This is a genomic window from Bradyrhizobium iriomotense (genome assembly GCF_018129405.1).
In the GTDB taxonomy this organism is placed as follows: domain Bacteria; phylum Pseudomonadota; class Alphaproteobacteria; order Rhizobiales; family Xanthobacteraceae; genus Bradyrhizobium; species Bradyrhizobium iriomotense_B.
This window is the reverse complement of sequence record NZ_JAFCLP010000004.1, coordinates 310,762-332,817: the sequence shown is the minus strand read 5'-3', so window position 1 is coordinate 332,817 and position 22,056 is coordinate 310,762. Positions and strand designations below refer to the sequence as shown.

Here is a 22,056-nt window from a genome sequence, read left to right as displayed (position 1 = left end):
CGCTGATCTAGTGACCTTCGACTTCGTGAAGCCCCTGGACCGGCGCCGCGCTAATGTCGCTGCTGTGATGCACCAGCGGCTTGTTGCCGGTGATGGTTCTGAGCAGCACATAGAATACCGGCGTCAGGAATAGGCCGAACACGGTGACGCCGATCATGCCGGAGAACACCGCGACACCCATCGCCCGCCGCATCTCCGAGCCGGCGCCGGTCGAGAGCACGAGCGGCAAGACGCCCATGATGAACGCCATCGACGTCATCAGGATCGGACGCAGCCGTAAGCGACTCGCTTCGATCGCCGCGCGGATCGGCGTGCGGCCAGCGAATTCGAGCTCGCGCGCGAATTCGACGATCAGGATTGCGTTCTTGGCGGAGAGCCCCACGAGCACGATGAGTCCGATCTGGGTGAAGACGTTGTTGTCGCCCTTGGAGATCCAGACGCCGAACATCGCAGCGAGCAGGCCCATCGGCACGATCATGATGATCGAGAGCGGCAGGGTCAGGCTCTCATAGAGCGCGGCCAGCACCAGGAACACCAGCAGGATCGCCAGCGGGAACACCCAGATGCCGGAATTGCCGGCGATGAACTCCTGATAGGTCAGGTCGGTCCATTCGAAGGCAAAGCCGGGCGGCAACGTCTCCGCCGCGATCCGCGTCGCCGCCTCCTGCGCCTGTCCCGAGGAGAAGCCTGGCGCAGCGGCCGCGTTGATGTCGGACGACAGGAAGCCGTTGTAGCGGATCGCGCGCTCGGGCCCCGCGCTCTGGCGGACCTTGAGCAGCGCCGACAGCGGCACCATGTCGCCCGAGGACGAGCGCACCTTCAACTGCCTGATGTCGTCGGCGCGCGCGCGGAACGGCGCGTCGGCCTGAACCCGGACTGAATAGGTGCGGCCAAACTTGTTGAAGTCGTTGACGTAGTAGGACCCGAGGTAGATCTGCAACGTGTTGAACACTTCCGTCACGGGCACGCCAAGCTGGAGCGCCTTGGTGCGGTCGATGTCGGCGAACAGCTGGGGCACGTTGACCTGGAAGCTCGAGAACACGCCGGCGATCTCCGGCGCCTTCTGCATCGCCGCCATGAAGGCCTTGGTCGCCTCGTTCAGCGCGTCATAGCCGAGGCCGGCGCGATCCTCGATCTGCAGCTTGAAGCCGCCGATGGTGCCGAGGCCGTTGACCGGCGGCGGCGGGAACATGGCGATGAAGGCTTCCTGGATTCCGGCATATTTCTTGTTCAGCTCGGCCGCGATGGCAGGGCCGCTGAGCGAGGGATCCTTGCGCTCGTCGAACGGTTTCAGTGTCGAGAACACGATGCCGGCGTTGGACGAGTTGGTGAAGCCGGAGATCGAGAGGCCCGGGAAGGCGACCGAGCTCTCGACACCGGGCTGGGTCAGCGCGATGTCGCTCATCTTGCGGATGACTTCTTCGGTCCGGTCGAGCGTGGCGCCGTCGGGCAGGCGCGCGAAGCCGACCAGATATTGCTTGTCCTGGCCCGGCACGAAGCCACTCGGCACCTGCTGGAACAGGAAGGCGGTGAGGCCGACCAGCATCACGTAGAGGCCCATCACCGCGGCCTTGCCCGAGATCACCTTGGTCACGGTGCCGCTGTAGCTCTCCGACGAGTAGGTGAACGCCCGATTGAAGCGGCGGAAGAACCAGCCAAGGCTCTTCTCCATGATGATCGTGAGCTTGTCCTTCGGCTCGTTGTGACCCTTGAGCAGCAAGGCAGATAGCGCGGGCGACAGCGTCAGCGAGTTGACGGCGGAGATCACCGTCGAGATCGCGATCGTCAGCGCGAACTGCTTGTAGAACTGCCCGGTGAGGCCGGAGATGAAGGCGAGGGGGACGAACACGGCGATCAGCACCATCGCGATCGCGATGATCGGCCCCGACACCTCGCGCATGGCCTGATAGGTGGCATCGCGCGGTGACAGCCCGGCCTCGATGTTGCGCTCGACGTTCTCGACCACGACGATGGCATCGTCGACGACGATGCCGATGGCGAGCACCAGGCCGAACAGGCTGAGCGCGTTGATGGAGAAGCCGAACACGTGCATCACCGCAAAGGTGCCGACGATCGACACCGGCACGGCCAGCAGCGGAATGATCGAGGCCCGCCAAGTCTGCAGGAACAGGATCACCACCAGCACCACCAGCGCGATCGCCTCCAGCAGCGTGTGGATGACGGCCTCGATCGAGGAGCGCACGAACTGGGTGGGGTCGTAGACGATCTGGTAGGACACGCCCTCCGGCATGTTCTTCTTGATCTCGGCCATGGTGGCGCGGACGTGGTCGGAGATCTGCAGCGCGTTGGAGCCGGGCGCCTGGAAGATCGGGATCGCCACCGCCTGCTTGTTGTCGAGCAGCGAGCGCAGGCCATATTCGGACGCCCCCAACTCGATGCGCGCGACGTCGCGCAAGCGCACCACTTCGCCGCGCGTGCCGGTCTTGACCACGATGTCGCCGAACTGCTCCTCGTTCGCGAGCCGGCCTTCCGCATTGACGGAGAGCTGCAGGTCGATGCCCTTGACGTTCGGGGAGGAGCCGACCACGCCGGCGGCGGCCTCGACGTTCTGCGCCTGGATCGACTTGACGATGTCGCTCGCGGTCAGCCCGTGCTCGGCCGCCTTCTGCGGATCGACCCAGACCCGCATCGAATAGTCGCCGGCACCATAGAGCTGGACGTCGCCGACGCCGTCGATCCGCGCCAGCCGGTCCTTGACGTTGAGCACCGCGTAGTTGCGCAAATACGTCATGTCGTAGCGGCCGTTCGGCGACAACAGATGCACGACCATGGTGAGGTCGGGCGAGGACTTCTTGGTGATGATGCCGAGCTGGCGCACCACGGCCGGCAGGCGCGGCTCGGCCTGCTGCACGCGGTTCTGCACCAGCTGCGTCGCCTTGTCGGGGTCGGTGCCGAGCCGGAACGTCACCGTCAGCGTCATCGCGCCGTCGGTGGTCGCCTGGCTCGACATGTACAGCATGCCTTCGACGCCGTTGATCTGCTCCTCGATCGGCGTTGCCACCGTCTCCGCGATCACCTTGGGATTGGCGCCGGGATAGGTCGCGCGCACGAGCACCGAAGGCGGCACGACATCGGGGTATTCCGAGATCGGCATCGCGAACAGCGAGATGAGCCCTGCGAGGAAGATCAGGACCGACAGCACGCCGGCAAAGATCGGACGATCGATGAAGAACTTTGAGAGATTCATGGCTTTGCCCCTGGGCAATATCCTGCTGTTCTCCGACCGCTCCCCCGTCATTCCGGGGCGTGGGCGAAGCCCGCGAACCCGGAATCCAGAGATGAAGTGGTCGGAGTTTCGTAACTGCTAGATTCTCAGGTGCGCGATTGCGCACCGTAGTTCGCGCTACGCGCGCCCCGGAATGACGGGGTGCACTAGCGTTGCACCACGTCCTGGTTGCTGTGGTTGGAGGCCTGCTGCGGTCCACGCGCGCCCATCTGTGCGATCTCCGTCTTGAGGAGGGCGCCGGGACGCACGCGCTGCAAGCCGTTGACGACGATGCGGTCGCCGGGCTTCAGGCCAGCGGTGACGATACGCAGGCCATCGACCGCACCGCCGAGCGTGATCGGCCGGTAGACCGCGCGGCTGTCGTCGCCGACTGCCATCACGAACTTCTTGTCCTGGTCGGTGCCGATCGCGCGCTCGTCGATCATCACCAGCGTCTGCTGCTTCGGCTGCCCCATGCGCACGCGGGCGAACTGGCCGGGGATGAGACGCCCGTCCTCGTTCTTGAAGACCGCGCGGACGCGGATGGTGCCGCTCTGGCCGTTGACCTGGTTGTCGATGAGCTGGATGTGGCCCTTCGCCGAGAGGCCGCCTGACGTCGCCATCTCCACCGGGATCTGGTCGAGCTTGCCGCGCTGGCCGGTGCTATCTGCGATCGAGTTCAGCGCGCGCAGCACGACCTCTTCATCGGCATCGAAGGACGCGTAGATCGGATTGACCGAGACCAGCGTGGTCAGCACGGGGGAGGCGGTGCCGGCGGCGACGAGATTGCCGACGGTGACCTCGATCTTGCCGACGCGGCCGTCTACCGGCGCGCGCACCTCGGTGTAGTCGAGATTGAGCTTGGCGGTCTGGAGCGTCGCTTCGGCCGCCTTGACGTTGGCGATTGCTTCGCGATTGGCGTTGTCGCGCTGGTCATAGTCGCGCCGGGTGACGACCGCGTTGCCGACCAGCTGCGCACCGCGTTCGAGCTCGCTCTGTGTAAAGACAACGCGTGCTTTCGCGGCCTCGAGCTGGGCGGCGGCCTTGTCGACCTCGGCCGCATAGGGCGCCGGATCGATCTTGAACAGCAATTCGCCGGCCTTCACCAGCGCGCCTTCGGTGAAGTTCGTCGACAGGATCGCACCGGCTACGCGCGGGCGAAGCTCGACGCGTTGGATCGCCTCGAGCCGGCCGGAGAAATCATCCCACAGCACGGTCTGCTTTGGCTCGATCAGTGCGACCGTCACGGGGACGGCCTGTTCAGCCGCGGCTGCCGTTGCGGTCGCCTGCGCGCCACGAAAGTAATGGCCGGTCGCGATCGAGCCGGCCACGGCGAGGGCGCCCACGATGGCGACGCCGCCGAGAAGGCGGCGGATACGGCCGGTGCGGGAGGTCATTTGGGAGGGGGGCATTTGCGCGCTCCAGATATGTAGTGTTCACTACAGATGTGGAGCTGGATATCGCAGCGCAAGATACTTATGTACCGTTCGCTAAGAAAATTGTAGCCGCTTACCGCAAGAATGGGAAGGCGAAAGAGAAAATAAAGTGAGAACAAGTAGATAGCATCGGGCGTTGATTGGGGCGAAGCGCCGATTGTGAGGAGACCAAAGACATGGGCATGGGACGCCCCCGCGAATTCGACGCCGAATTGGCGTTGGACCAGGCGATGGAAGTGTTTTGGCGCCATGGCTATGAGGGCGCCACGATCGCCCAGCTCACCGAGGCCATGGGCATCAACCCGCCGAGCCTCTATGCCTGCTTCGGCAACAAGGAAGGCCTGCTGAAGGCCGCGCTCGACCGCTACACCAAGCTGCGCGGCGCCTGGATGGACGAGGTGGTCGCAGCCCCCACCGCCCGCGAGGTCGCCGCGCGGATGCTGATGGGCATCGCCGACAAGCAGACCGATCCCGCCAACCCGCCCGGCTGTCTGCTCGTGCAAGGCGGCATCGCCTGCGGCACCGGCTCCGAGAATGTCCCCTTCGAGCTCGCCGCCCGCCGCGCCCAGAACGAGGACCAGCTCCGCGATCGTTTCATCCGCGCCAAGGCCGAAGGTGATCTCAAGCCGACGTCGGATCCCGCCGCGCTCGCGCGCTATGTCTCGGCGGTGTCGGTCGGCATGGGCGTCATGGCCTCATCGGGCGCCGATCGTGAGGCGCTACGGCAAGTGGCTGATGTCGCCGTGCAGGCGGTTGAGGCGCAGTCGGTCGACAGAACGTAGCTATTTCGCAGATTGCATTGCAGACAGCGGCGGCGGCGGGACGAAGCCGCCGAATTCTCTTTCGATCAGGCCGGCCAGCGCAATCGTCGTGCGATCCTCCAGATACGGCCCGATGATCTGGACGCCGATCGGCAAGCCCGTCGGCGTGCGCTCGATCGGGACGGCGGTCGCCGGCAGTCCGCAGGTCGAGGCGGGGTCTGCCCAGATGAAGCACGCATCGGAGTAGTTGTAGAGCCTGCCATCGATGTCGAGCTGCCGCGCATCGAACGGCTCGGAATGATCATGCGGAAAGGCCGGCACAGCGGCAGCCGGATAGATCACCGCGTCGAACTCGCGGAACAGCTCGTGCCAGCGCTGCTGCAACTGCAGGCGCGCCGCGTCCGTCGCGAGCCACTCGCGATGGAGCATAGCCCAGCCGCGGGCGCGTTCAGCCTGAAGGCTGCGGTCGTCGGGCGAGAGTGCCGCGGCAAGTCCTTGCGCCTCGGCGAGGGCGGCCGGTGTCAGGCGCGGACTGCGGGCGGCGTTGACCAGCTTCATGTAGAGCCGCGCAGACTCGGCAAGATCGGGCAGCGCCGTGCTCGAGCGCGCGACTTGCGCGCCTGATCGTTCGAGCCGTTCGGCCAACCGTCCGATGGCCGAACGCACGGCGTCGCCCGTCGGCATCAGCGGGTGGGTGTCGATCACGAGGATTCTGAAATCCTTGAGCTGCTCATGTCGCGGCGGAGGCGGCGCAAGGCGATAGCCGATGCCGTCGCGCGTCTCGTCGGGGCCGGCGATCACGTCGAGCGACAATGCGAGGTCCGCGGCGGTGCGCGCCATCGGGCCAACGACAGCGAGATCGCCCTGGCCTGGGACGGGCGGCGCCGGCGGCAAACCATATCCGCGCAGCGGCACCAGGCCGAGGCTCGGCTTGTGTCCGAACACGCCGCAGAAATGCGAGGGCACCCGGATCGAGCCGCCGATATCCGAGCCGATCGAGAGCGGACCGAAGCCTGCGGCCAGCGCCGCCCCGCATCCGCCCGAGGAGCCGCCGGGCGAGCGGCCGAGGTCCCACGGGTTGTTTGTCGTTCCATGGATCTCGTTGTAGCTCTGGAAGTCCCGCAGCCCGATCGGGATGTTGGTCTTGCCGATGATGACGGCGCCCGCCGCCTTCAGCCGCGACACGACGAGAGCATCTTCGGCCGGTTGAAAATCCCGGAAATGCGGAAAGCCCCATGTCGTCGGCAAGCCGGCGACATTGAACGGTTCCTTGAGGGTCACGGGGATGCCGAGCAGCGGCAGCCGCTCGCCGCGGCCGAGCGCAGCATCGGCGGCGCGCGCGGCGTCTCTGGCACGATCGAAGTCGCGAACGATGATCGCGTTGATCGGCCCGTCCAGTGCCTCGATGCGGGCGATGGTGTGGTCAAGCAGCTCCGACGCAGAAATCTTGCGCGCGTGCAGGGCGCCGAGGAGTGCGCCGATCGAGCCGTAGTTCAGGTCAGTGGCGTCTGCGGTCATCACGCGCTCCATTGTATCCCGGCCGAGACCTTGTAGCCCGGATGGAGCGCAGCGCAATCCGGGACATGTCCCGACACGGATGCAGGACCCGGATTACGCTATCGCTTCATCCGGGCTACGGGGCTTTGGCCCATCCTTCGAGACGCCCGCCTGCGGCAGGCTCTCAGGAGGCTTCCTTCAGCACCGGTGCGGCCGATTCTTCCGCCTTCAGCTCCTCGAGACTGCGGTGCCGCGGCTCGATGCCGAGCGCCCAGACCGTGATGATCTGCACCAGCAGCAGTCCGATCATCAGCGCCATTACGCCGGCGACGCCGCGCGACTCGAACAATGACACGACGAGGAACGGCGTGACGATCGTGGCGCCGCGCCCCAGCGTATTGACGATGCCGGAAGCGCGCAGGCGGACCTCGGTCGGGAACAGCTCGGGGATGTAGATGCCGAACAGCAGGGCGACCAGCACGTAGATCGGCACGGTCAGCGCGAAGCCCACGGCCGGCAGCAGGATCGGGTCCGAGATCATGGGGTAGAGAATGCCGAGCACCACCGCGATCAGCGAGGCGCCGATGATGGTCGGCTTGCGGCCCCAGCGGTCCGCGGTCAATGCGCCGATGGCCGAGCCGATCGGCGCGCCGAGTGCCATCAGCAGTGAATAGCCGAACGAGGTCGCGATCGAGAGGCCCTGCTTGACGAAGAACACCGGCAGCCAGGTCACGAAGCCGTAGAGCAGGGTGTTGATCGTGATCAGGCAGACCGCGCCGACGATCATCCGAGACAGCAGGGGCGCGGTGAACAGCGTGCCGAGATCGGGAGCGACCGGGGCCGGTATCGTGGGTGCCGGCGCGGGCAGGGGCTGACCCTGCGCCGCCTCCTTCTCGATGGCTTGCATCAGGGCTTCCGCCTCGGCGGTGCGTCCCACGGCCTCCAGCCAGCGCGGGGATTCCGGCAGTGACTTGCGCATGTACCACACGACGAGCGCGCCGAGGCCGCCGAGCACGAACATGGAGCGCCAGCCGAATTGCGGCACCAGCACGGATGCGACCAGCAGCGCGACGGGCAGGCCCGTCACCACGCACACGGCCGTGAAGCCGAGCCATTTGCCGCGGGTGCGCGCGGGCACGAACTCCGTCATCGTCGAATAGCCGACGACGTTCTCCGCACCGAGCCCGACGCCCATCACGAAACGGCAGGCGATCAGGAAGGCCATGTTCGGCGAGAACGCCGCGGCAAGAGAGGCGATGCCGAAAAGCAGCAAGTTGAACTGATACGTGAAGCGGCGTCCGTAACGGTCGCCGAGGAAGCCGGTGCCGAACGATCCCAGCATCATGCCGACGAAGGTCGCCGAGATGAAGGCCGCGTTCTGGGCGAGGGTCGAAAAGCCCGTCTTCAGCGTCACGCTGAGCACGGTCCCGGCGATATAGATGTCGAAACCATCGAAGAACATGCCGATGCCGATCAGCAGCATGATGCGGCGATGGAATGGTCCGATCGGAAGCCGATCAAGACGGCCGCCTGCGTTCACCGATGTCGACATTGACGCTCTCCCTTGCCTGTTATCCCCGTTGATGCGGCCCGCCTTCTATGGGCGGTCTGCCGCTTGCAGTTTGGCTAGTTCAGTCGCTTCTGATTGGCCGTGTCGCGATACCAGTCGAACTGCTGCTCGTGGGTCGCGACCATCACGCTCTTGGTGTTGAAATGGTCGTTGAAGCTCTCGGTGCCGCATTCGCGGCCGATGCCGGAATCGTCGACGCCGCCCCAGGGCGATGCCGGATCGAGCCGGTGGTGATCGTTGATCCAGACGATGCCGGCCTTGACGGAGGCGGCGACACGGTGGGCGCGCGCGACGTCGCGGGTGCGGATCGCGGCCGCGAGGCCGAAGGGCGAGTCGTTGGCAAGCCGAAGCGCATCGGCCTCGTCCTTGAATGGCGTCACCGAGGTGAAGGGACCGAACACCTCCTCCTGGAAGATGCGCATGTCGGATTTGACGTCGGCGAACACCGTCGGCTCGACGAAATAGCCGTTGTCGTGGCCCGGCACCTTCGCGGCAACGCCGCCGGTGACGAGACGCGCGCCATCGGCATGACCATAGCCTGCGTAGGTGAGAACGCGGTCGCGCTGCTTGGCCGAGATCACGGGACCCATTTGGGTGCTCGGGTCGAAGGGATCGCCGACGCGGATCGTGCGGGTCTTGGCCTGCAGCTTCTCGACGAATTCGTCATAGATCGAGGCCTGGACCAGATGGCGCGAGGCGCAAACGCAAGTCTGCCCGGCGCCGATGAAGGCGCCGAACGCGGCATAGTTGACCGCGCGGTCGACGTCGAAATCGTCGAACACCATCACCGGCGTCTTGCCGCCGAGCTCCATGGTCTGGTGCGCGAAGACTCTTGCGGCCGCGCTGCCGGCGATGCGGCCGGCCTCGGTGCCGCCGGTCAGGACCAGCTTGTTGATGTCGCCGTGTTCGGCCAGCATCTTGCCCGCGCTCTGGCCGAGGCCGAGAACGATATTGAAGACGCCGGGCGGCAGGCCCGCTTCGGTGAAGATCTGCGCCAGCTTCAGCGTCGTCAGCGGCGTGTATTCGGACGGCTTGACCACGGTGACGCAGCCTGTCGCCAGCACCACGGCGAGCGACTTGCACAGGATCATCAGCGGATGGTTGAACGGGGTGCAATTGGCGACGATGCCGATGGGGGTGCGGAGCGTGTAGTTCAGATAGGCGCCTTCGACGGGGATCACGGAGTCGCGGCGCGACAGCGCGACGCCGGCAAAGTAACGGAAGAAGTCGGGTAGGCGGGAGAGCTGGGCGCGGGTCTCGTTGACCGGGCGGCCGTTGTTGAGGGTCTCCAGCCGGTACAGGCTGTCGAGATTGGCTTCGAAGGCATCGGCGAGCCTGTTGACCAGCCGGGCGCGCGCACGCGTGTCCATGCCGCCCCAGGCCTTGCCTTCGAACGCGGCGCGCGCGCTTCGCATGGCGCGGTCGATGTCTTCGGCGGTCGAGTTGGGAATGCGCGCAATCACGTCGCCGGTGGCGGGATTGCGGACATCGAGCATTGCGCCGCCTCCGGCCTCGACTTCACGTCCGTCGACGAAATTGCCGTGGATTTCGACGTCGATCGACGCGGGGTTTGACGGGATGTTCATGACGACCTCTCTTCCACGATGACGGCGTTGCGCTTGAGCGCCGGCAGGACGCGTTTTTCGGTGGCCCCGATATGGGCCTTGATGATGCGCGCCGCGGTTCTCGTTTCGCGCCGCTGCATGGCATCGATCAGGGCGACGTGCTCGGCCACGAGTTTTGCCGGATCGTGGCCCTTCAGATTGGAGATACTGACCCGGACCAGACGGTCGGCCTGTCCGATCAGGTCGCACAGCGCCGTCGCCATGCGGCGATTGCCGGACGCATTGGCGAGCGCGCTGTGGAAGCCGCGATTGTAGGCGATGAAGTCTTCGTGGTTGCCGGAGAAGCGGCGGAATTCGTCGAGCGACTTCAAAACGCTGTCGGGCGCGCTCTCGATCGCTTCGGCGACGCAGGCCGGCTCCAGCGCAAGACGGAAGCGCAGCAGGTCGCGGGCATCCGAGAGCGAGATCGGCGTGACCCGATAGCCCTGGCGCGGCTGCACCGTGACGAGGTGCTCGCGCTGCAGCCGCAGAAGCGCATCCCGGACCGGTTGCCGGCTCACGTCATAGCGCTCGGCCAGGTCCTGCTCGCGCATTTCATCGCCTGGTGCTAAGCGACATGCTAAAATATCAGACCTGAGGCGATCGTAGATATTTTCGCGCAAAAGCATCATATTCCTTGTCTCCTTGGCGTTAATATCTCAGTCGTGATATTTCACGTCAAGAGCCAAATGCTTGAATTCCCTGACAGGTGATTTATCAGTCGGGGGCTTTCGGGGCGCGCGAACGAGCGATGAAGTGAGGAAAGACCGGACATGGACAGGCTTCTCGCCAACGGGACCGTCAACGCTGCGCAATCGGGCGAGGGGCCGCCGCTGTTTCTGTTCCACTCGCTGTTGTCGGATCGCGCGAGCTTTGATGCAATCGTGCCGGAACTCGAGAAGTCGTTTCGCACAATCGTGCCGGAGCTGCCGGGGTTCGGCCGCTCACGCGCGGTTCAAGGCGGCCTTGCTGCGGTCGCGGACCGGATGGCAGAGGCTGTCAAAGACGCTGCGGGCGGTGCGCCGGCGATCGTGCTCGGCAATGGCTATGGTGGCTTCGTCGCCCTGCAGATGGCGATCCGGCATCCGGCGATCGTCAGCAAGCTCATTCTCGCCGACAGCGGTGCGGCGTTCTCCGAGCCCGGCCGCGAGGCGTTTCGCAACATGGCGAAGGTCTCGCGGGACAAGGGGCTGCAGGCCATCACCGACGTCGCGATGCGGCGCCTGTTCGCTCCCGAGTTTCAGCAGCGGCACCCCGACCTGATGCGGGACCGTCGTGAAGCCTTTCTGCGAACGGATCCCGAAATGTTTCGCGCCGCGTGCGACGCTTTGGCCGGCCTTGATCTCCGCGCTGAGCTTGCCGCGGTGAAGGTTCCGGTGCTCGTTCTGGTCGGTGAGCACGACGAAGCGACGCCTCCACCGATGTCGCATGAGCTGGCCGCCGCATTGCCGCGCGCCGAACTCAAGATCATTCCGGGTTGCGCGCATGTGCCGCAACTTCAGGCGCCGCGGCAGTTCCTCGCGGCTCTCGAGGGCTTCCTGCTTTGATCCGTGCTTGGGAGCGGCGATGGCTTCCGAACGGTTAATGGCGGGAGCGCGATGGCACGTTCACGATCAGAAGCCGTATCGATAGGCCACCTCTAAGAGTTTCTACACACAGTTCTGGCACGTTCCGCGGGTCAATTCCGCAACCTGCATCGTCGCCTCTCATTGCGCGCACGAAAAGATGGGGGCCCGCGGGGATCGAGGGGGCGTAAGCCATGACTGCACTTGCTTCGGACGCCGGTCGCGCCAAGGGTGGGATCGTGCCGATCCTGTTGTGCGTCGTGCCGTTCAGCCAGATTCCGCTCGACGCCTATACGCCCGGCCTGCCGCAGATGGTGGTGGATCTCGCCGCTGACGCGGCGTCGATGCAGAACACCGTCACCGCCTACATGCTCGGCATGAGCCTGGCGCTGGTGCCTGTTGGCATCGCCTCCGACACGCTCGGCCGCCGCAACGTCCTGCTCGCGGGGCTGTCGGTGCTGATCGCGATGAGCATCGCCTGCGCGCTCGCCACCAGCGCCTCGCTGCTGCTGGGCTTGCGCTTCCTGCAAGGCATCGGCGGCTGCACCTGTCTCGTCGTCGCCTACGCGGTCGCCGCCGATTGCTTCCGCGGCCGCGAGCTCACCGCGATCTCCGGCCTGCTGGGTGCCGCCTGGGGGCTTGCACCGGTGCTGGCGCCGGCGGCCGGCGGCTTCATCGTCGAGCTGACCTCGTGGCGTGGCGTCTTCGTCGTCATTGCCATCGCCGCGGCGATCGTCGCCACGATCGTCGTGTTTCTTCTGCCTGAAACGTTTCCGGCCGAGCGTCGCGCGCCGTTCGATCCACGCCGCACCGCCGGCATTCTGCGCGACGCGCTTGTCCGCCCGGGCTTCCTGGCCTTCGTGCTGGTGTTCGCCGCCGCGGCCAGCGCACAGCTGGCGTTCGGCGTCGTTGCGCCGTTCTTCTACCAGACCGGCCTCGGCCATTCCGCGGCCATCTACGGCCTCGTCGCGCTCGGCCTTGGCGGCGTCAATCTCGCCGGCGAGCTCGGCTGCGCACATTTCGCGCGCTTCATGCCGGCCCGCATGCTGGGCTTCGGCGCCTTCGCGTTGTTTCTCGCCGGCTCGGTGGTCCTGACCGCAACAGGCATGACCCTCGGTCTCGATTTCATGTCGATCACGATCGGTGGCGCGCTGGTGCTCGGCGGCTGCGGTGTCCTTTGCCCGATGATGTACGGGATGGCGCTCGGCCTGTTCGAGCGCGACCACGGCCTGATCGGCGGCCTCATCAGCGCGCTCTGCTATCTCGCCGTCAGCGGCGCCATGGCGATCGCGGCGGTGCTGCCCGAGGCGACGCAGGCGCCGATCGGATGGCTCTATCTCGGCCTCTGCGCCGTCGCCGGCGCGCTGCTTGCGATCTCGCTGCCTGCGACGCGGCAGGCCACACAGCCTTAAGGAAGGAATCTGATCATGACCACCGTTGGTATTCGCGGCGCGTTCTTCGACTTCGTCGACGATCCCTGGAAGCACGTCGGCAACGAGCAGGCGGCCGCGCGCTTTCACCAGGACGGCCTCATGGTTGTCACTGACGGAGTCATCAAGGCGTTCGGCCCTTATGACAAGATCGCCGCCGCACATCCGGGCGTCGAGATCACCCATATCAAGGACCGCATCATCGTCCCCGGCTTCATCGATGGCCACATCCATCTGCCGCAGACCCGCGTGTTAGGTGCCTATGGCGAGCAGCTGCTGCCGTGGCTGCAGAAGTGGGTCTATCCGGAAGAGCTCAAATACCGGGATCGCAACTACGCGCGCGAAGGCGTGAAGCGTTTCCTGGACGCGCTGCTCGCCTCCGGCACCACCACATGCCAGGCCTTTACCAGCTCCTCGCCGGTTTCAACCGAGGAACTGTTCGAGGAAGCGGCCCGCCGCAACATGCGCGTCATCGCGGGCCTCACCGGGATCGACCGCAACGCGCCGGCCGATTTCATCGATACCCCCGAGAATTTCTATCGCGACAGCAAGCGCCTGATCGCGCAGTATCACAACAAGGGCCGCAACCTCTACGCCATCACGCCGCGCTTCGCCTTCGGCGCCTCGCCGGAGCTGCTCAAAGCGTGTCAGCGCCTCAAGCACGAGCATCCGGATTGCTGGGTCAACACCCACATCTCCGAGAACCCGGCCGAATGCAGCGGCGTGCTGGTCGAGCATCCGGACTGCCAGGACTATCTCGGCGTCTACGAGAAGTTCGACCTGGTCGGGCCGAAATTCTCCGGCGGCCACGGCGTCTACCTCTCCAACAACGAATTCCGCCGCATGTCGAAGAAGGGCGCGGCGGTGGTGTTCTGCCCGTGCTCGAACCTGTTCCTCGGCAGCGGCCTGTTCCGCCTTGGCCGCGCCACCGATCCCGAGCATCGCGTGAAGATGTCGTTCGGCACCGACGTCGGCGGCGGCAACCGCTTCTCGATGATCTCCGTGCTCGACGACGCCTACAAGGTCGGCATGTGCAACAACACGCTGCTCGACGGCAGCATCGATCCGGCGCGCAAGGATCTCGCCGAGGCCGAGCGCAACAAGCTCTCGCCCTATCGCGGCTTCTGGTCGATCACGCTCGGCGGCGCCGAGGGCCTCTACATCGACGACAAGCTCGGCAATTTCGAGCCCGGCAAGGAGGCTGATTTCGTCGCTCTCGATGCGAACGGCGGGCAGATCGCGCAAGCGTGGCACCAGTCGCTGATCGCCGACGGTGCCGGCCCGCGCACGATGGACGAGGCCGCGAGCATGCTGTTCGCCGTCATGATGGTCGGCGACGACCGCTGCGTCGACGAGACCTGGGTCATGGGCAAGCGTCTCTACAAGAAGAGCTGAGACGGCCGCCGATGAGCGCATCCCCTGATACAGCCGGCCAGCCGGTTGCCCTCGTCATCCAGCGCCGCATCGCCGACGACGGCTTTGCCGCGTTCGCGCGGTGGAACGGCGAGGTCGGCGAGGTGCTCAAGACGTGGCCCGGCTTTCTCAGCCAGGAGGTGGTGCCGCCGCAGCCGCCCGCGCATGTCGATTGGGTGACGATCTTGCGCTTTGCGAGCCCGGCCGCCGCGCGCGCCTGGCTCCAGAGCGAGGCGCGGGCGAAGCTGATCGCGGAGGTACAGCGCTTCTTTGTCGGCTCGGAGGACGTTCACATCCTGCCCGACACCGGCGTTCAGCGCGACAACGCGGTGTCCGCCGTCATCTCCTTCAAGGTCCCCGACGGGCTCGAGGACGCGTTCCTGAAATGGCAGCAGCGCATCCAGGCGGCCGAGGCCGAGTTCAAGGGCTTCCTGCGCCACAAGATCGAGCGGCCGATTCCGGGCCTGCATGACGAGTGGATCATCATTCTGTCGTTCGACAGCGATGCCAATCTCAATGCCTGGCTCGACTCGCCGTTGCGGCAGACGCTGCTGAAGGAGGGCGCGCGCTTCAACGCCGGCATGAACGTGAAGCGGGCGAGCTACGGCTTCAATTTCTGGTTCCCGGCCGGCAAGACGCAGGCTCCGGAGCAGGGGCCAGTCTTCATCTGGAAGAGCAACCTGATCGTTCTCCTGGTGCTTTATCCCGTGGTGTACCTCTGGGGTTATTTCATCAGCCATCCGCTGATCGACAGCCACGGCGTGCCGGTCTGGCTGTCGCTGTTCGTCGGCAATTTCGTGAGCACCCAGCTGCTCGGCTGGTGGCTGGTGCCCGCCGCCTTCAGGGCGCTCGACTGGTGGGTCGCGCCGAAGGCGGCGATCAGTCGCCAGGTCGCCGGCTATGCGCTGCTTGCCGTGCTCTATGCGGCGTCGATGGGCCTGTACGCGCTGCTGCTCGCGTGGCATTGGGGACGGTGAGGCCGTCCACCGTAACGTCGCGGAGAAGGGCGGTCGCGGGACATCAACGACCATGTTCGCCCTGACATTTCTTGGCACCTCGGCCAGCGTTCCCTCGGCGGAGCGCAACCATCCGGCGCTCCTTGTGGAGGCCGCGGGCCAACGCATCCTGGTCGATTGCGGTGAGGGCACGCAGCGGCAGCTGCTGCGCAGCGGCGCCGGCTTTCGGCGGCTCGACCGCATCCTGCTGACGCACGCGCATCTCGATCACGTGCTCGGCATCCCCGGCCTGTTCTCGACGCTGGGCTTGCGGCAAACCTCCGACGTGATGACCATTCACGGCGGGGAAGGCACGCTCGACATCGTCATCCGCATGCTTGCGGGCCTGTGGGGCGCGGGCAGGGCGCCGATCGCTGTGGAATTCGCAGCCCTGACCGAAGGCCAGGTCATCGACGCCGGCGACTTCACCATCGACTGCTTTCCGATCCGCCACCGCGACACCGACAGTTTCGGTTTCGTCTTCAAGAGTCCCGCGCGCCGTCACCTTCGGTCCGATCGCCTCACGGCACTCGGCGTTCCCGATGGTCCCATGCGCGGCGAGCTGGCCGCCAGCCGGCCAATCGTCATCGCCGGCCGCACGATCGATCCGGAAGATGTTTTGGGGCCGCCGAGCGGCGGCAAGAAGCTTGTCGTGATCGGCGACACCGAGACGACGGATGGACTCTCCAGGCATGTCGCTGACGCCGACATGCTGGTGATCGAGGCAACGTTCCTCGAGCGCGACGCGCCGACGGCGCGGAATTACGGCCACCTCACTGCAGCAGAGGCGGCTTCCTTTGCGGCCGCGAACGGCGTGAAGCAGCTCGTGCTGACTCATATGTCAGGGCGCTACGAAGACGACGAGATTCTGACCGAGGCTGCAAGGATTTTTCCAAACAGCCGGATCGCCGCCGACTTCGACCATATGGTCATCTAGAGCATGATCCGGAAAAGTGCGCCGCGGTTTTCCGAAAAGATCATGCTCAAACAATAACCTAAAGCGCGATGGCGATTCATCGCAATCTCATCGCGCTTTCCCCGCGACCGTGCTCAGCTCGACAATCCCGACTTGATTGCGAGATCCTGCGCCTGGCGCGTCACCTGCACCAGCCGCGGCAGCGCCTGGTCGCGAAAGGCCGGCATGTCCATCCGCATCGCATCGACGGTGACGCTCAATCCGGCGATCGCCAGACCCTGCGCGTCGAAGATCGGCGTTGCCAGCGTGCGCAGGCCATAGGCGTTCTCGCCGTCGGAGATGGCATGGCCCTTCTTCTTGACCTGATCGAGCCGGGCGAGCAGGGCATCGAGGTCGGTGAGCGTTCGCTCCGACAGCTTTACGCGGGGGCGCGAGTCCAGACGCGCGATCTGCTCGTCCCGCGGCAGATGCGCCAACATCACGTGGCCGAGCGCGGCGCTGTAGGCCGGGATGCGCGTACCCGGCCGGCGGTCCATCTTGTGGCGATCGAGGCCGGCACCGAGGCGCGCAAGATAGACCACGTCGCCGCCGTCGAGGATGCCGAGCGAGGCCGCATCGCCCACCGCAGGCACGAGCTCGCGCAGCAGCGGCTCGACGATGGTCCGCAAGGATCCGTGCGACAGCACGGTATAGCCGAGATCGAGGCAGGCGACGCCGAGGCGGAACCGGCGGCTCTGCGGAACCGCCTGGAGGTAACCGAGCTCGATCAGGGTCTGGATCAGCCGGAACGCGGTCCCGCGATCGAGATCGGCCCGTGCGGCAATCTCGCTCAGGGTGAGCTCGAAGGCCTCGCTGGTGAAACTCTTGAGCACGGCAAACGCCTTGCCGACGGAAGCGACGTAATTCTTTGGATTTTTCGGTATCGCTTCGGGTTTGCGCTTTGTGGCCTTGCTCTCAGCCTTGCTCTCAATCTTGGCCATGCCCGAATGCCCCGCCATGACGGCTGCCCTTGACGCGGCGTCAGCCTGATCCTACCAACGGAACAGATCATAACAAATGTTCGCATTCCGAACAATATCGATTTGACGATCGGAGGAAGTTTGTCGACATCATCGCTGCACCCTCATGGCGTGTTCTCCGCCGCGTTGACGCCCCTCGACGCCGAGCTCGCTCCCGATCATGCGCGCTTCGTCGCGCATTGCCGTTACTTGCTGGACGAAGGCTGCGACGGCATTGCGCTGCTGGGGACCACCGGCGAGGCGAACTCCTTCTCCGCGGCCGAGCGCATGGCGCTGCTCGAGGCGGTGGTGGCCGCCGGCATCGCGCCGCAGCGGCTTCTCCCCGGAACGGGCGTCGCCGCGCTCACCGAGACCATTGCACTGACGCGTCACGCGCTCTCGGTCGGTGTCGACACAGTGGTGATGCTGCCGCCGTTCTACTACAAGGGCGTCAGCGACGACGGCATCTACGCGTCCTATAGCGAGGTCGTGCAGCGCATCGGCGATGCCAGGCTCAAGGTCGTGCTCTATCATATCCCGCAGATGTCGGCGCAGCCGATCTCGCACGCGCTGATCGAGCGGCTGCGCAAGGCCTATCCGGCCATCTTCACCGGCATCAAGGATTCCTCCGGCGACTTCGCCAACATGACCGCGATGGTCGAGCGCTTCCCGGGCTTCTCGGTTCTCGTCGGAGCAGATCCTCTGCTCCTGCCGCTGCTGCGCAAGGGCGGGGCGGGCTGCATCACCGCGACCTCGAACCTCATCGCGCGCGACCTTGCCTATGTCTACAAGCATTTTCGCGACAGCGACGATGATGCGGCGCTCAAGGCGGCACAGGCGCGCATCGTGAAAGCGCGCGAGCTGGTCTCGCGCTTCCCGCAGATGCCCTCGCTGAAGGCGATCGTTGCCGAGCGCACCGGCCATGCTGGATGGCAGCGCCTGCGGCCGCCGCTGGAGTCGCTGCCGCCGGCTCAAGCGAAAGAGCTGCTAGCCGATGCGGCTGCATTTGCCGCCGCTACCGTCTAGGATTTTGCGCGGGCGACGAGGCGAACCGATGTCCGATGCTTTCCAGGATGCGCTGACCGGGCTCGCCGCGATCGTCGGCGACAAGCACGTCATCGTGTCCGGACCCGACCAGGAGCCCTATGTGGTGGACTGGCGCGGGCGCTATCACGGCCGCGCGGTCGCGGTGGTGAAGCCCGGCTCGACCGCCGAGGTCGCCTCTGTCGTCAAGTTCTGCGCCGCAAGGCGGCTCGCGATCGTGCCGCAGGGTGGCAACACCGGCATGTGCGGGGCGGCGACGCCGGACGATCACGCGGGCAATGTCGTGATCCGGCTCGACCGCATGCGCACCGTGCGCGACGTCAGCCCACTCGCCAACACCATCACGGTGGAGGCCGGCTGCATCCTCGCCGAAGTGCAGAACGCGGCGAAGGACGTCGATCGCTATTTTCCCTTGAGCCTTGGCGCCGAGGGCTCCTGCCAGATCGGCGGCAACATCGCGACCAATGCCGGCGGCACCGCCGTGCTGCGCTACGGTCCGACGCGCGATCTCGTGCTCGGGCTGGAGGTCGTGCTGCCTGATGGCCGCATCTTCAACGGCCTGCGCGCGCTGCGCAAGGACAACACGGGTTATGCGCTGAAGCAGCTCTTCATCGGCGCGGAGGGCACGCTCGGCATCGTCACAGCGGCGGTGCTGAAGCTGTTCGCGCCGCCGCGCAGCGCAGCCCTGGCGCTGCTGAAGCTGCAGGGCGTGGAGCAGGCGCTCGAGATCATGCAGCGCCTGCGCGGCGCGGTCGGCGACCGGCTCGGCAGCCTCGAGATCATGTCGCGCTCGCAGATCGAGGCGATCGCCGCGACGGTGCCGCATGTCACCATTCCCTTCGAGTTGACGACGCCATGGTATCTGATCGTCGAGCTGACCGACACGCTCGCAGGCGTCGACCTCAACGAGCCGCTGGCGACGGTGCTTGCAGACGCGATGGAAGCCGGGCTCGCCGAGGACGCCATATTGGCCTCCAATCTGGCGCAGGCAAAGGCGATCTGGGCCGTCAGGCACAGCGTGTCAGAAGGCAACAAGCGCAGCGGCTATGTGGTGTCGCATGACAGCGTGGTGCCACTGGAGCGGCAGGCAGCCTTCGTCAACAATGTCGAGGCGCGGATCAAGGCGGCCGTGCCGCATGCGAACGTCGTGATGCACGGCCATATCGGCGATGGTAACATCCACGTCGTGGCCCTGATCGACCGGGTGCATTGCCAGGACCCGGATGCGACGGCGAGGCTGGTGGCTGATATCAACGAGATCGTCGACGACGAGACCGCGGCGCAGGGTGGGGCGATCAGTGCCGAGCACGGCATCGGCATCACCAATCGCGGCAGGCTTGCGCGGGTTGCCGATCCCCTCGATATCGAGCTGATGCGCGACATCAAGCAATTGCTCGATCCGCATGGCCTGATGAATCCTGGCAAGATCTTTGGCGCGGGAGCGAGATGACGATGACGAGCGTCCGCCTGCTTGCTGACGATCTGACCGGTGCGCTCGACACCGCTGCGGAGTTCGTTGGCCTGTGCGGATCGTTCGACGTCACCTGGCCGGAGGCACCCACGACGCACGTCTCCGGGAGTCTCGCGATCGACAGCGGTACCCGCGAGCGATCGAAGGCAGAGAGCGCCGAGATCGTCGAGCGGCTGGCGCCGCAGCTTCAGGGCGCGACGATTGCCTACAAGAAGGTCGACAGCCTGCTTCGAGGGGCCTGGGCGGCCGAGCTCGGCGCCTGCCTGCGCAGCGGCCATTGGGCGTCCTGCGTGGTCGCACCCGCGTTCGACTATCAGGGGCGCCGCACCGCAGGCGGACAGCAATTCGCGCGCACGGTGCAAGGCGAGTGGCATCGGGTCGGCGACAATTTGCTGGATCAGTTGAGGCAAGACGGCATCGAGGCGCGGCAGGGGCAGGCTGAGACATTGGCGCAGGGCGGCGTTCAGGTGTTCGATGCCGAGAGCGACATCGACCTCGACCGCGTCGTCGAGATGGGCCGACGCATGCCGGCGCCCGTGCTGTGGTGCGGAAGCGGTGGATTGGCCGGCGCGCTCGCGCGCAGCCACCGTGCCGATGCGCCGGGCCAGTTGAAGCTGCCGGTGCTGGGGCTGTTTGGCTCCGACCAGCCCGCCACCGCCTCTCAGCTGGCTGCGTGCGGCGAGGCGACGATTGCGCTTGCGGAAGGCGAGGACGCGACGCGCGTCCAGCGCAAGCTGGGCAACGACGGCGTGGCTATGGTCAAATTCTCTCTCGCCGAAGGCCTGACGCGCACTGAAGCGGCGCAGCGGATCGCGCGCGAAATGGCGGCACTGATTGCGGCGCTCGAACCGCCCGGTACACTGATTGTCGCCGGCGGCGAGACCTTGAAAGCCGCCTGTGTTGCCCTTGGCGCGCATGCCCTTCAGGTCACAGGACGTATCGTTCCCGGATTGCCGCGCTCGATCCTGCAAGGCGGGCGCTGGTCCGGCGTGGATGTCATCTCGAAATCCGGTGCATTCGGTCCCAGCGAGCTGTGGCGTGACCTGCTCCGGGACAATCATCCGCTCAGAATGGAGAGTCCGATATGACCTCTCGTCATCTTGCCATCACCATGGGCGATCCGGCCGGGATCGGGCCGGAGATCATCGTCAAGGCCTGCGTCGGGCTGAAGGACCGGATCGCGAAGGGCGATCTGCGCCTGCTCGTCATCGGCAGCGGCGCGGCGCTGGACAGCGCGAGGGCGGCGCTCGGCGCCGACGTCGCGATCCCGGAGGTGACGGCCGACGATCCCGAATGGCCCAATCTCTGCTACCTGCAGGCCGACGCCGAGGGCGATCCGATCAAGCCCGGCGTGCTCAGTGCCGATGGCGGCCGCTTCGCCTACAAGGCGATCGAGCAAGGCGTGCGCCTGACGCAGGCCGGCCGCACCGCGGCGATCGTCACGGCGCCGCTCAACAAGGAAGCGCTCAACAAGGCCGGCTACCATTTCCCCGGCCATACCGAGATGCTGGCGCATCTCACCGGCGTGCGCGGTTCGGTGATGCTGCTCGCCCATGGCAACATGCGCGTCAGCCATGTCTCGACCCATGTTGCGCTGGAGGACGTGCCGAAGCGCCTGACGCCGGAGCGCCTGCGCATGGTGATCGACCTCACCAACGACGCGTTGCGCCGCCTCGGCATTGCCAGGCCGAAGATCGCGATCGCCGCGCTCAATCCGCATGCGGGCGAGGGCGGCCTGTTCGGCCGGCAGGATATCGACGTATCGGCGCCGACGATCGCCAAAGCGGTCGCCGACGGCCTCGACGTCGTCGGCCCCGTGCCGGGCGATACCATTTTCGTCAAGCTGCGCGCCGGCCAGTTCGACGCCGCGGTCGCGATGTATCACGATCAGGGGCACATCCCCGTCAAGCTGCTCGGCTTCCAGGTCGATCCGGCGACCGGCCGCTGGCAGGAGCTCTCCGGCGTCAACATCACGCTGGGCCTGCCGATCATCCGCACCTCTGTCGATCACGGCACCGCTTTCGACATTGCCGGCAAGGGCATCGCCAACGAGCATAGCCTGATCGAGGCCATCGATTATGCCGAGCGGCTGGCCGCCGGCGCCTCCGCATCCAAATCATGAGATCGACC

The 22,056-nt window shown here is 65.9% G+C and carries 17 protein-coding genes; 10 read left to right on the top strand and 7 right to left on the bottom strand.

What is annotated here, in order from left to right; genetic code table 11:
* Positions 1-7: 7 nt before the first annotated feature.
* Positions 8-3,208, bottom strand: a complete 3,201-nt coding sequence (locus JQ592_RS13005) for an efflux RND transporter permease subunit (protein WP_211403245.1) — start codon at positions 3,206-3,208, stop codon at positions 8-10.
* Positions 3,209-3,393: 185 nt separating this feature from the next.
* Entirely contained in the window at positions 3,394-4,638 is a 1,245-nt protein-coding gene (locus JQ592_RS13000; RefSeq protein ID WP_211403244.1) for an efflux RND transporter periplasmic adaptor subunit, read from the bottom strand.
* Positions 4,639-4,838: 200 nt separating this feature from the next.
* On the opposite strand from JQ592_RS13000, the gene JQ592_RS12995 reads away from it, so the two are divergent.
* The gene (locus tag JQ592_RS12995; protein ID WP_211403243.1) at positions 4,839-5,444 is read left to right on the top strand and encodes a TetR/AcrR family transcriptional regulator; all 606 of its coding nucleotides are present in this window, start codon (positions 4,839-4,841) and stop codon (positions 5,442-5,444) included.
* Here JQ592_RS12995 and JQ592_RS12990 read toward each other — a convergent pair whose 3' ends face one another.
* From JQ592_RS12990 to JQ592_RS12975, 4 genes are all read right to left on the bottom strand, one after another.
* Positions 5,445-6,941 (bottom strand): amidase, encoded by a 1,497-nt coding sequence (locus JQ592_RS12990; protein ID WP_433996416.1) that lies wholly within the window; start codon positions 6,939-6,941, stop codon positions 5,445-5,447.
* A gap of 163 nt (positions 6,942-7,104) precedes the next feature.
* Positions 7,105-8,472, bottom strand: coding sequence for an MFS transporter (locus JQ592_RS12985; RefSeq protein ID WP_211403241.1), 1,368 nt, complete (start codon positions 8,470-8,472; stop codon positions 7,105-7,107).
* Positions 8,473-8,546: 74 nt separating this feature from the next.
* On the bottom strand, positions 8,547-10,076 hold the full coding sequence (locus tag JQ592_RS12980; protein ID WP_211403240.1) for an aldehyde dehydrogenase: 1,530 nt from the start codon (positions 10,074-10,076) through the stop codon (positions 8,547-8,549).
* A complete protein-coding gene (locus JQ592_RS12975; RefSeq protein ID WP_211403349.1) occupies positions 10,073-10,723 on the bottom strand; it encodes a GntR family transcriptional regulator in 651 nt (216 codons plus the stop codon). The genes JQ592_RS12980 and JQ592_RS12975 overlap by 4 nt, the downstream gene beginning before the upstream one ends.
* 144 nt (positions 10,724-10,867) lie before the next feature.
* On the opposite strand from JQ592_RS12975, the gene JQ592_RS12970 reads away from it, so the two are divergent.
* The 5 genes from JQ592_RS12970 to rnz all read left to right on the top strand — a co-directional run bounded on the left by JQ592_RS12970 (position 10,868) and on the right by rnz (position 16,434).
* Positions 10,868-11,641 carry an alpha/beta fold hydrolase gene (locus tag JQ592_RS12970; RefSeq protein ID WP_211403239.1) on the top strand — a complete coding sequence of 258 codons (774 nt, stop codon included), beginning with the start codon at positions 10,868-10,870 and terminating at the stop codon, positions 11,639-11,641.
* Between the two features lie 212 nt (positions 11,642-11,853).
* The gene (locus tag JQ592_RS12965; RefSeq protein ID WP_211403238.1) at positions 11,854-13,071 is read left to right on the top strand and encodes a multidrug effflux MFS transporter; all 1,218 of its coding nucleotides are present in this window, start codon (positions 11,854-11,856) and stop codon (positions 13,069-13,071) included.
* Between the two features lie 15 nt (positions 13,072-13,086).
* The gene (guaD, locus tag JQ592_RS12960; RefSeq protein ID WP_211403237.1) at positions 13,087-14,484 is read left to right on the top strand and encodes a guanine deaminase; all 1,398 of its coding nucleotides are present in this window, start codon (positions 13,087-13,089) and stop codon (positions 14,482-14,484) included.
* Positions 14,485-14,495: 11 nt separating this feature from the next.
* On the top strand, positions 14,496-15,479 hold the full coding sequence (locus JQ592_RS12955; RefSeq protein WP_211403236.1) for an antibiotic biosynthesis monooxygenase: 984 nt from the start codon (positions 14,496-14,498) through the stop codon (positions 15,477-15,479).
* Positions 15,480-15,531: 52 nt separating this feature from the next.
* A complete protein-coding gene (gene rnz, locus JQ592_RS12950; RefSeq protein WP_211403235.1) occupies positions 15,532-16,434 on the top strand; it encodes a ribonuclease Z in 903 nt (300 codons plus the stop codon).
* A gap of 113 nt (positions 16,435-16,547) precedes the next feature.
* Here the strand turns inward: rnz and JQ592_RS12945 are convergent, their stop codons facing one another.
* A complete protein-coding gene (locus JQ592_RS12945; protein WP_211403234.1) occupies positions 16,548-17,393 on the bottom strand; it encodes an IclR family transcriptional regulator in 846 nt (281 codons plus the stop codon).
* 120 nt (positions 17,394-17,513) lie between these two features.
* Here JQ592_RS12945 and JQ592_RS12940 point away from each other — a divergent pair, with 120 nt between their 5' ends.
* From JQ592_RS12940 to pdxA, 4 genes are read left to right on the top strand one after another with little or no spacing between them, the layout of a single operon-like run.
* The gene (locus tag JQ592_RS12940) at positions 17,514-18,437 is read left to right on the top strand and encodes a dihydrodipicolinate synthase family protein (RefSeq protein ID WP_211403233.1); all 924 of its coding nucleotides are present in this window, start codon (positions 17,514-17,516) and stop codon (positions 18,435-18,437) included.
* A gap of 28 nt (positions 18,438-18,465) precedes the next feature.
* Positions 18,466-19,905 (top strand): FAD-binding oxidoreductase, encoded by a 1,440-nt coding sequence (locus tag JQ592_RS12935; protein ID WP_211403232.1) that lies wholly within the window; start codon positions 18,466-18,468, stop codon positions 19,903-19,905.
* A 2-nt stretch (positions 19,906-19,907) separates the two neighbouring features.
* The gene (locus JQ592_RS12930; RefSeq protein WP_211403231.1) at positions 19,908-21,014 is read left to right on the top strand and encodes a four-carbon acid sugar kinase family protein; all 1,107 of its coding nucleotides are present in this window, start codon (positions 19,908-19,910) and stop codon (positions 21,012-21,014) included.
* Complete coding sequence (gene pdxA / locus JQ592_RS12925; RefSeq protein WP_211403230.1) at positions 21,011-22,048, top strand: 4-hydroxythreonine-4-phosphate dehydrogenase PdxA; 1,038 nt, start codon at positions 21,011-21,013, stop codon at positions 22,046-22,048. The genes JQ592_RS12930 and pdxA overlap by 4 nt, the downstream gene beginning before the upstream one ends.
* The last annotated feature ends 8 nt before the right edge of the window (positions 22,049-22,056 follow it).

Coding starts and splice junctions, on each gene's coding strand:
- JQ592_RS13005 (WP_211403245.1), bottom strand. CDS start 3,208: ATGAATCTCTCAAAGTTCTTCATCGATCGTCCGATCTTTGCCGGCGTG.
- JQ592_RS13000 (WP_211403244.1), bottom strand. CDS start 4,638: ATGCCCCCCTCCCAAATGACCTCCCGCACCGGCCGTATCCGCCGCCTT.
- JQ592_RS12995 (WP_211403243.1), top strand. CDS start 4,839: ATGGGCATGGGACGCCCCCGCGAATTCGACGCCGAATTGGCGTTGGAC.
- JQ592_RS12990 (WP_433996416.1), bottom strand. CDS start 6,941: ATGACCGCAGACGCCACTGACCTGAACTACGGCTCGATCGGCGCACTC.
- JQ592_RS12985 (WP_211403241.1), bottom strand. CDS start 8,472: ATGTCGACATCGGTGAACGCAGGCGGCCGTCTTGATCGGCTTCCGATC.
- JQ592_RS12980 (WP_211403240.1), bottom strand. CDS start 10,076: ATGAACATCCCGTCAAACCCCGCGTCGATCGACGTCGAAATCCACGGC.
- JQ592_RS12975 (WP_211403349.1), bottom strand. CDS start 10,723: ATGCTTTTGCGCGAAAATATCTACGATCGCCTCAGGTCTGATATTTTA.
- JQ592_RS12970 (WP_211403239.1), top strand. CDS start 10,868: ATGGACAGGCTTCTCGCCAACGGGACCGTCAACGCTGCGCAATCGGGC.
- JQ592_RS12965 (WP_211403238.1), top strand. CDS start 11,854: ATGACTGCACTTGCTTCGGACGCCGGTCGCGCCAAGGGTGGGATCGTG.
- guaD (WP_211403237.1), top strand. CDS start 13,087: ATGACCACCGTTGGTATTCGCGGCGCGTTCTTCGACTTCGTCGACGAT.
- JQ592_RS12955 (WP_211403236.1), top strand. CDS start 14,496: ATGAGCGCATCCCCTGATACAGCCGGCCAGCCGGTTGCCCTCGTCATC.
- rnz (WP_211403235.1), top strand. CDS start 15,532: ATGTTCGCCCTGACATTTCTTGGCACCTCGGCCAGCGTTCCCTCGGCG.
- JQ592_RS12945 (WP_211403234.1), bottom strand. CDS start 17,393: ATGGCCAAGATTGAGAGCAAGGCTGAGAGCAAGGCCACAAAGCGCAAA.
- JQ592_RS12935 (WP_211403232.1), top strand. CDS start 18,466: ATGTCCGATGCTTTCCAGGATGCGCTGACCGGGCTCGCCGCGATCGTC.
- JQ592_RS12930 (WP_211403231.1), top strand. CDS start 19,908: ATGACGAGCGTCCGCCTGCTTGCTGACGATCTGACCGGTGCGCTCGAC.
- pdxA (WP_211403230.1), top strand. CDS start 21,011: ATGACCTCTCGTCATCTTGCCATCACCATGGGCGATCCGGCCGGGATC.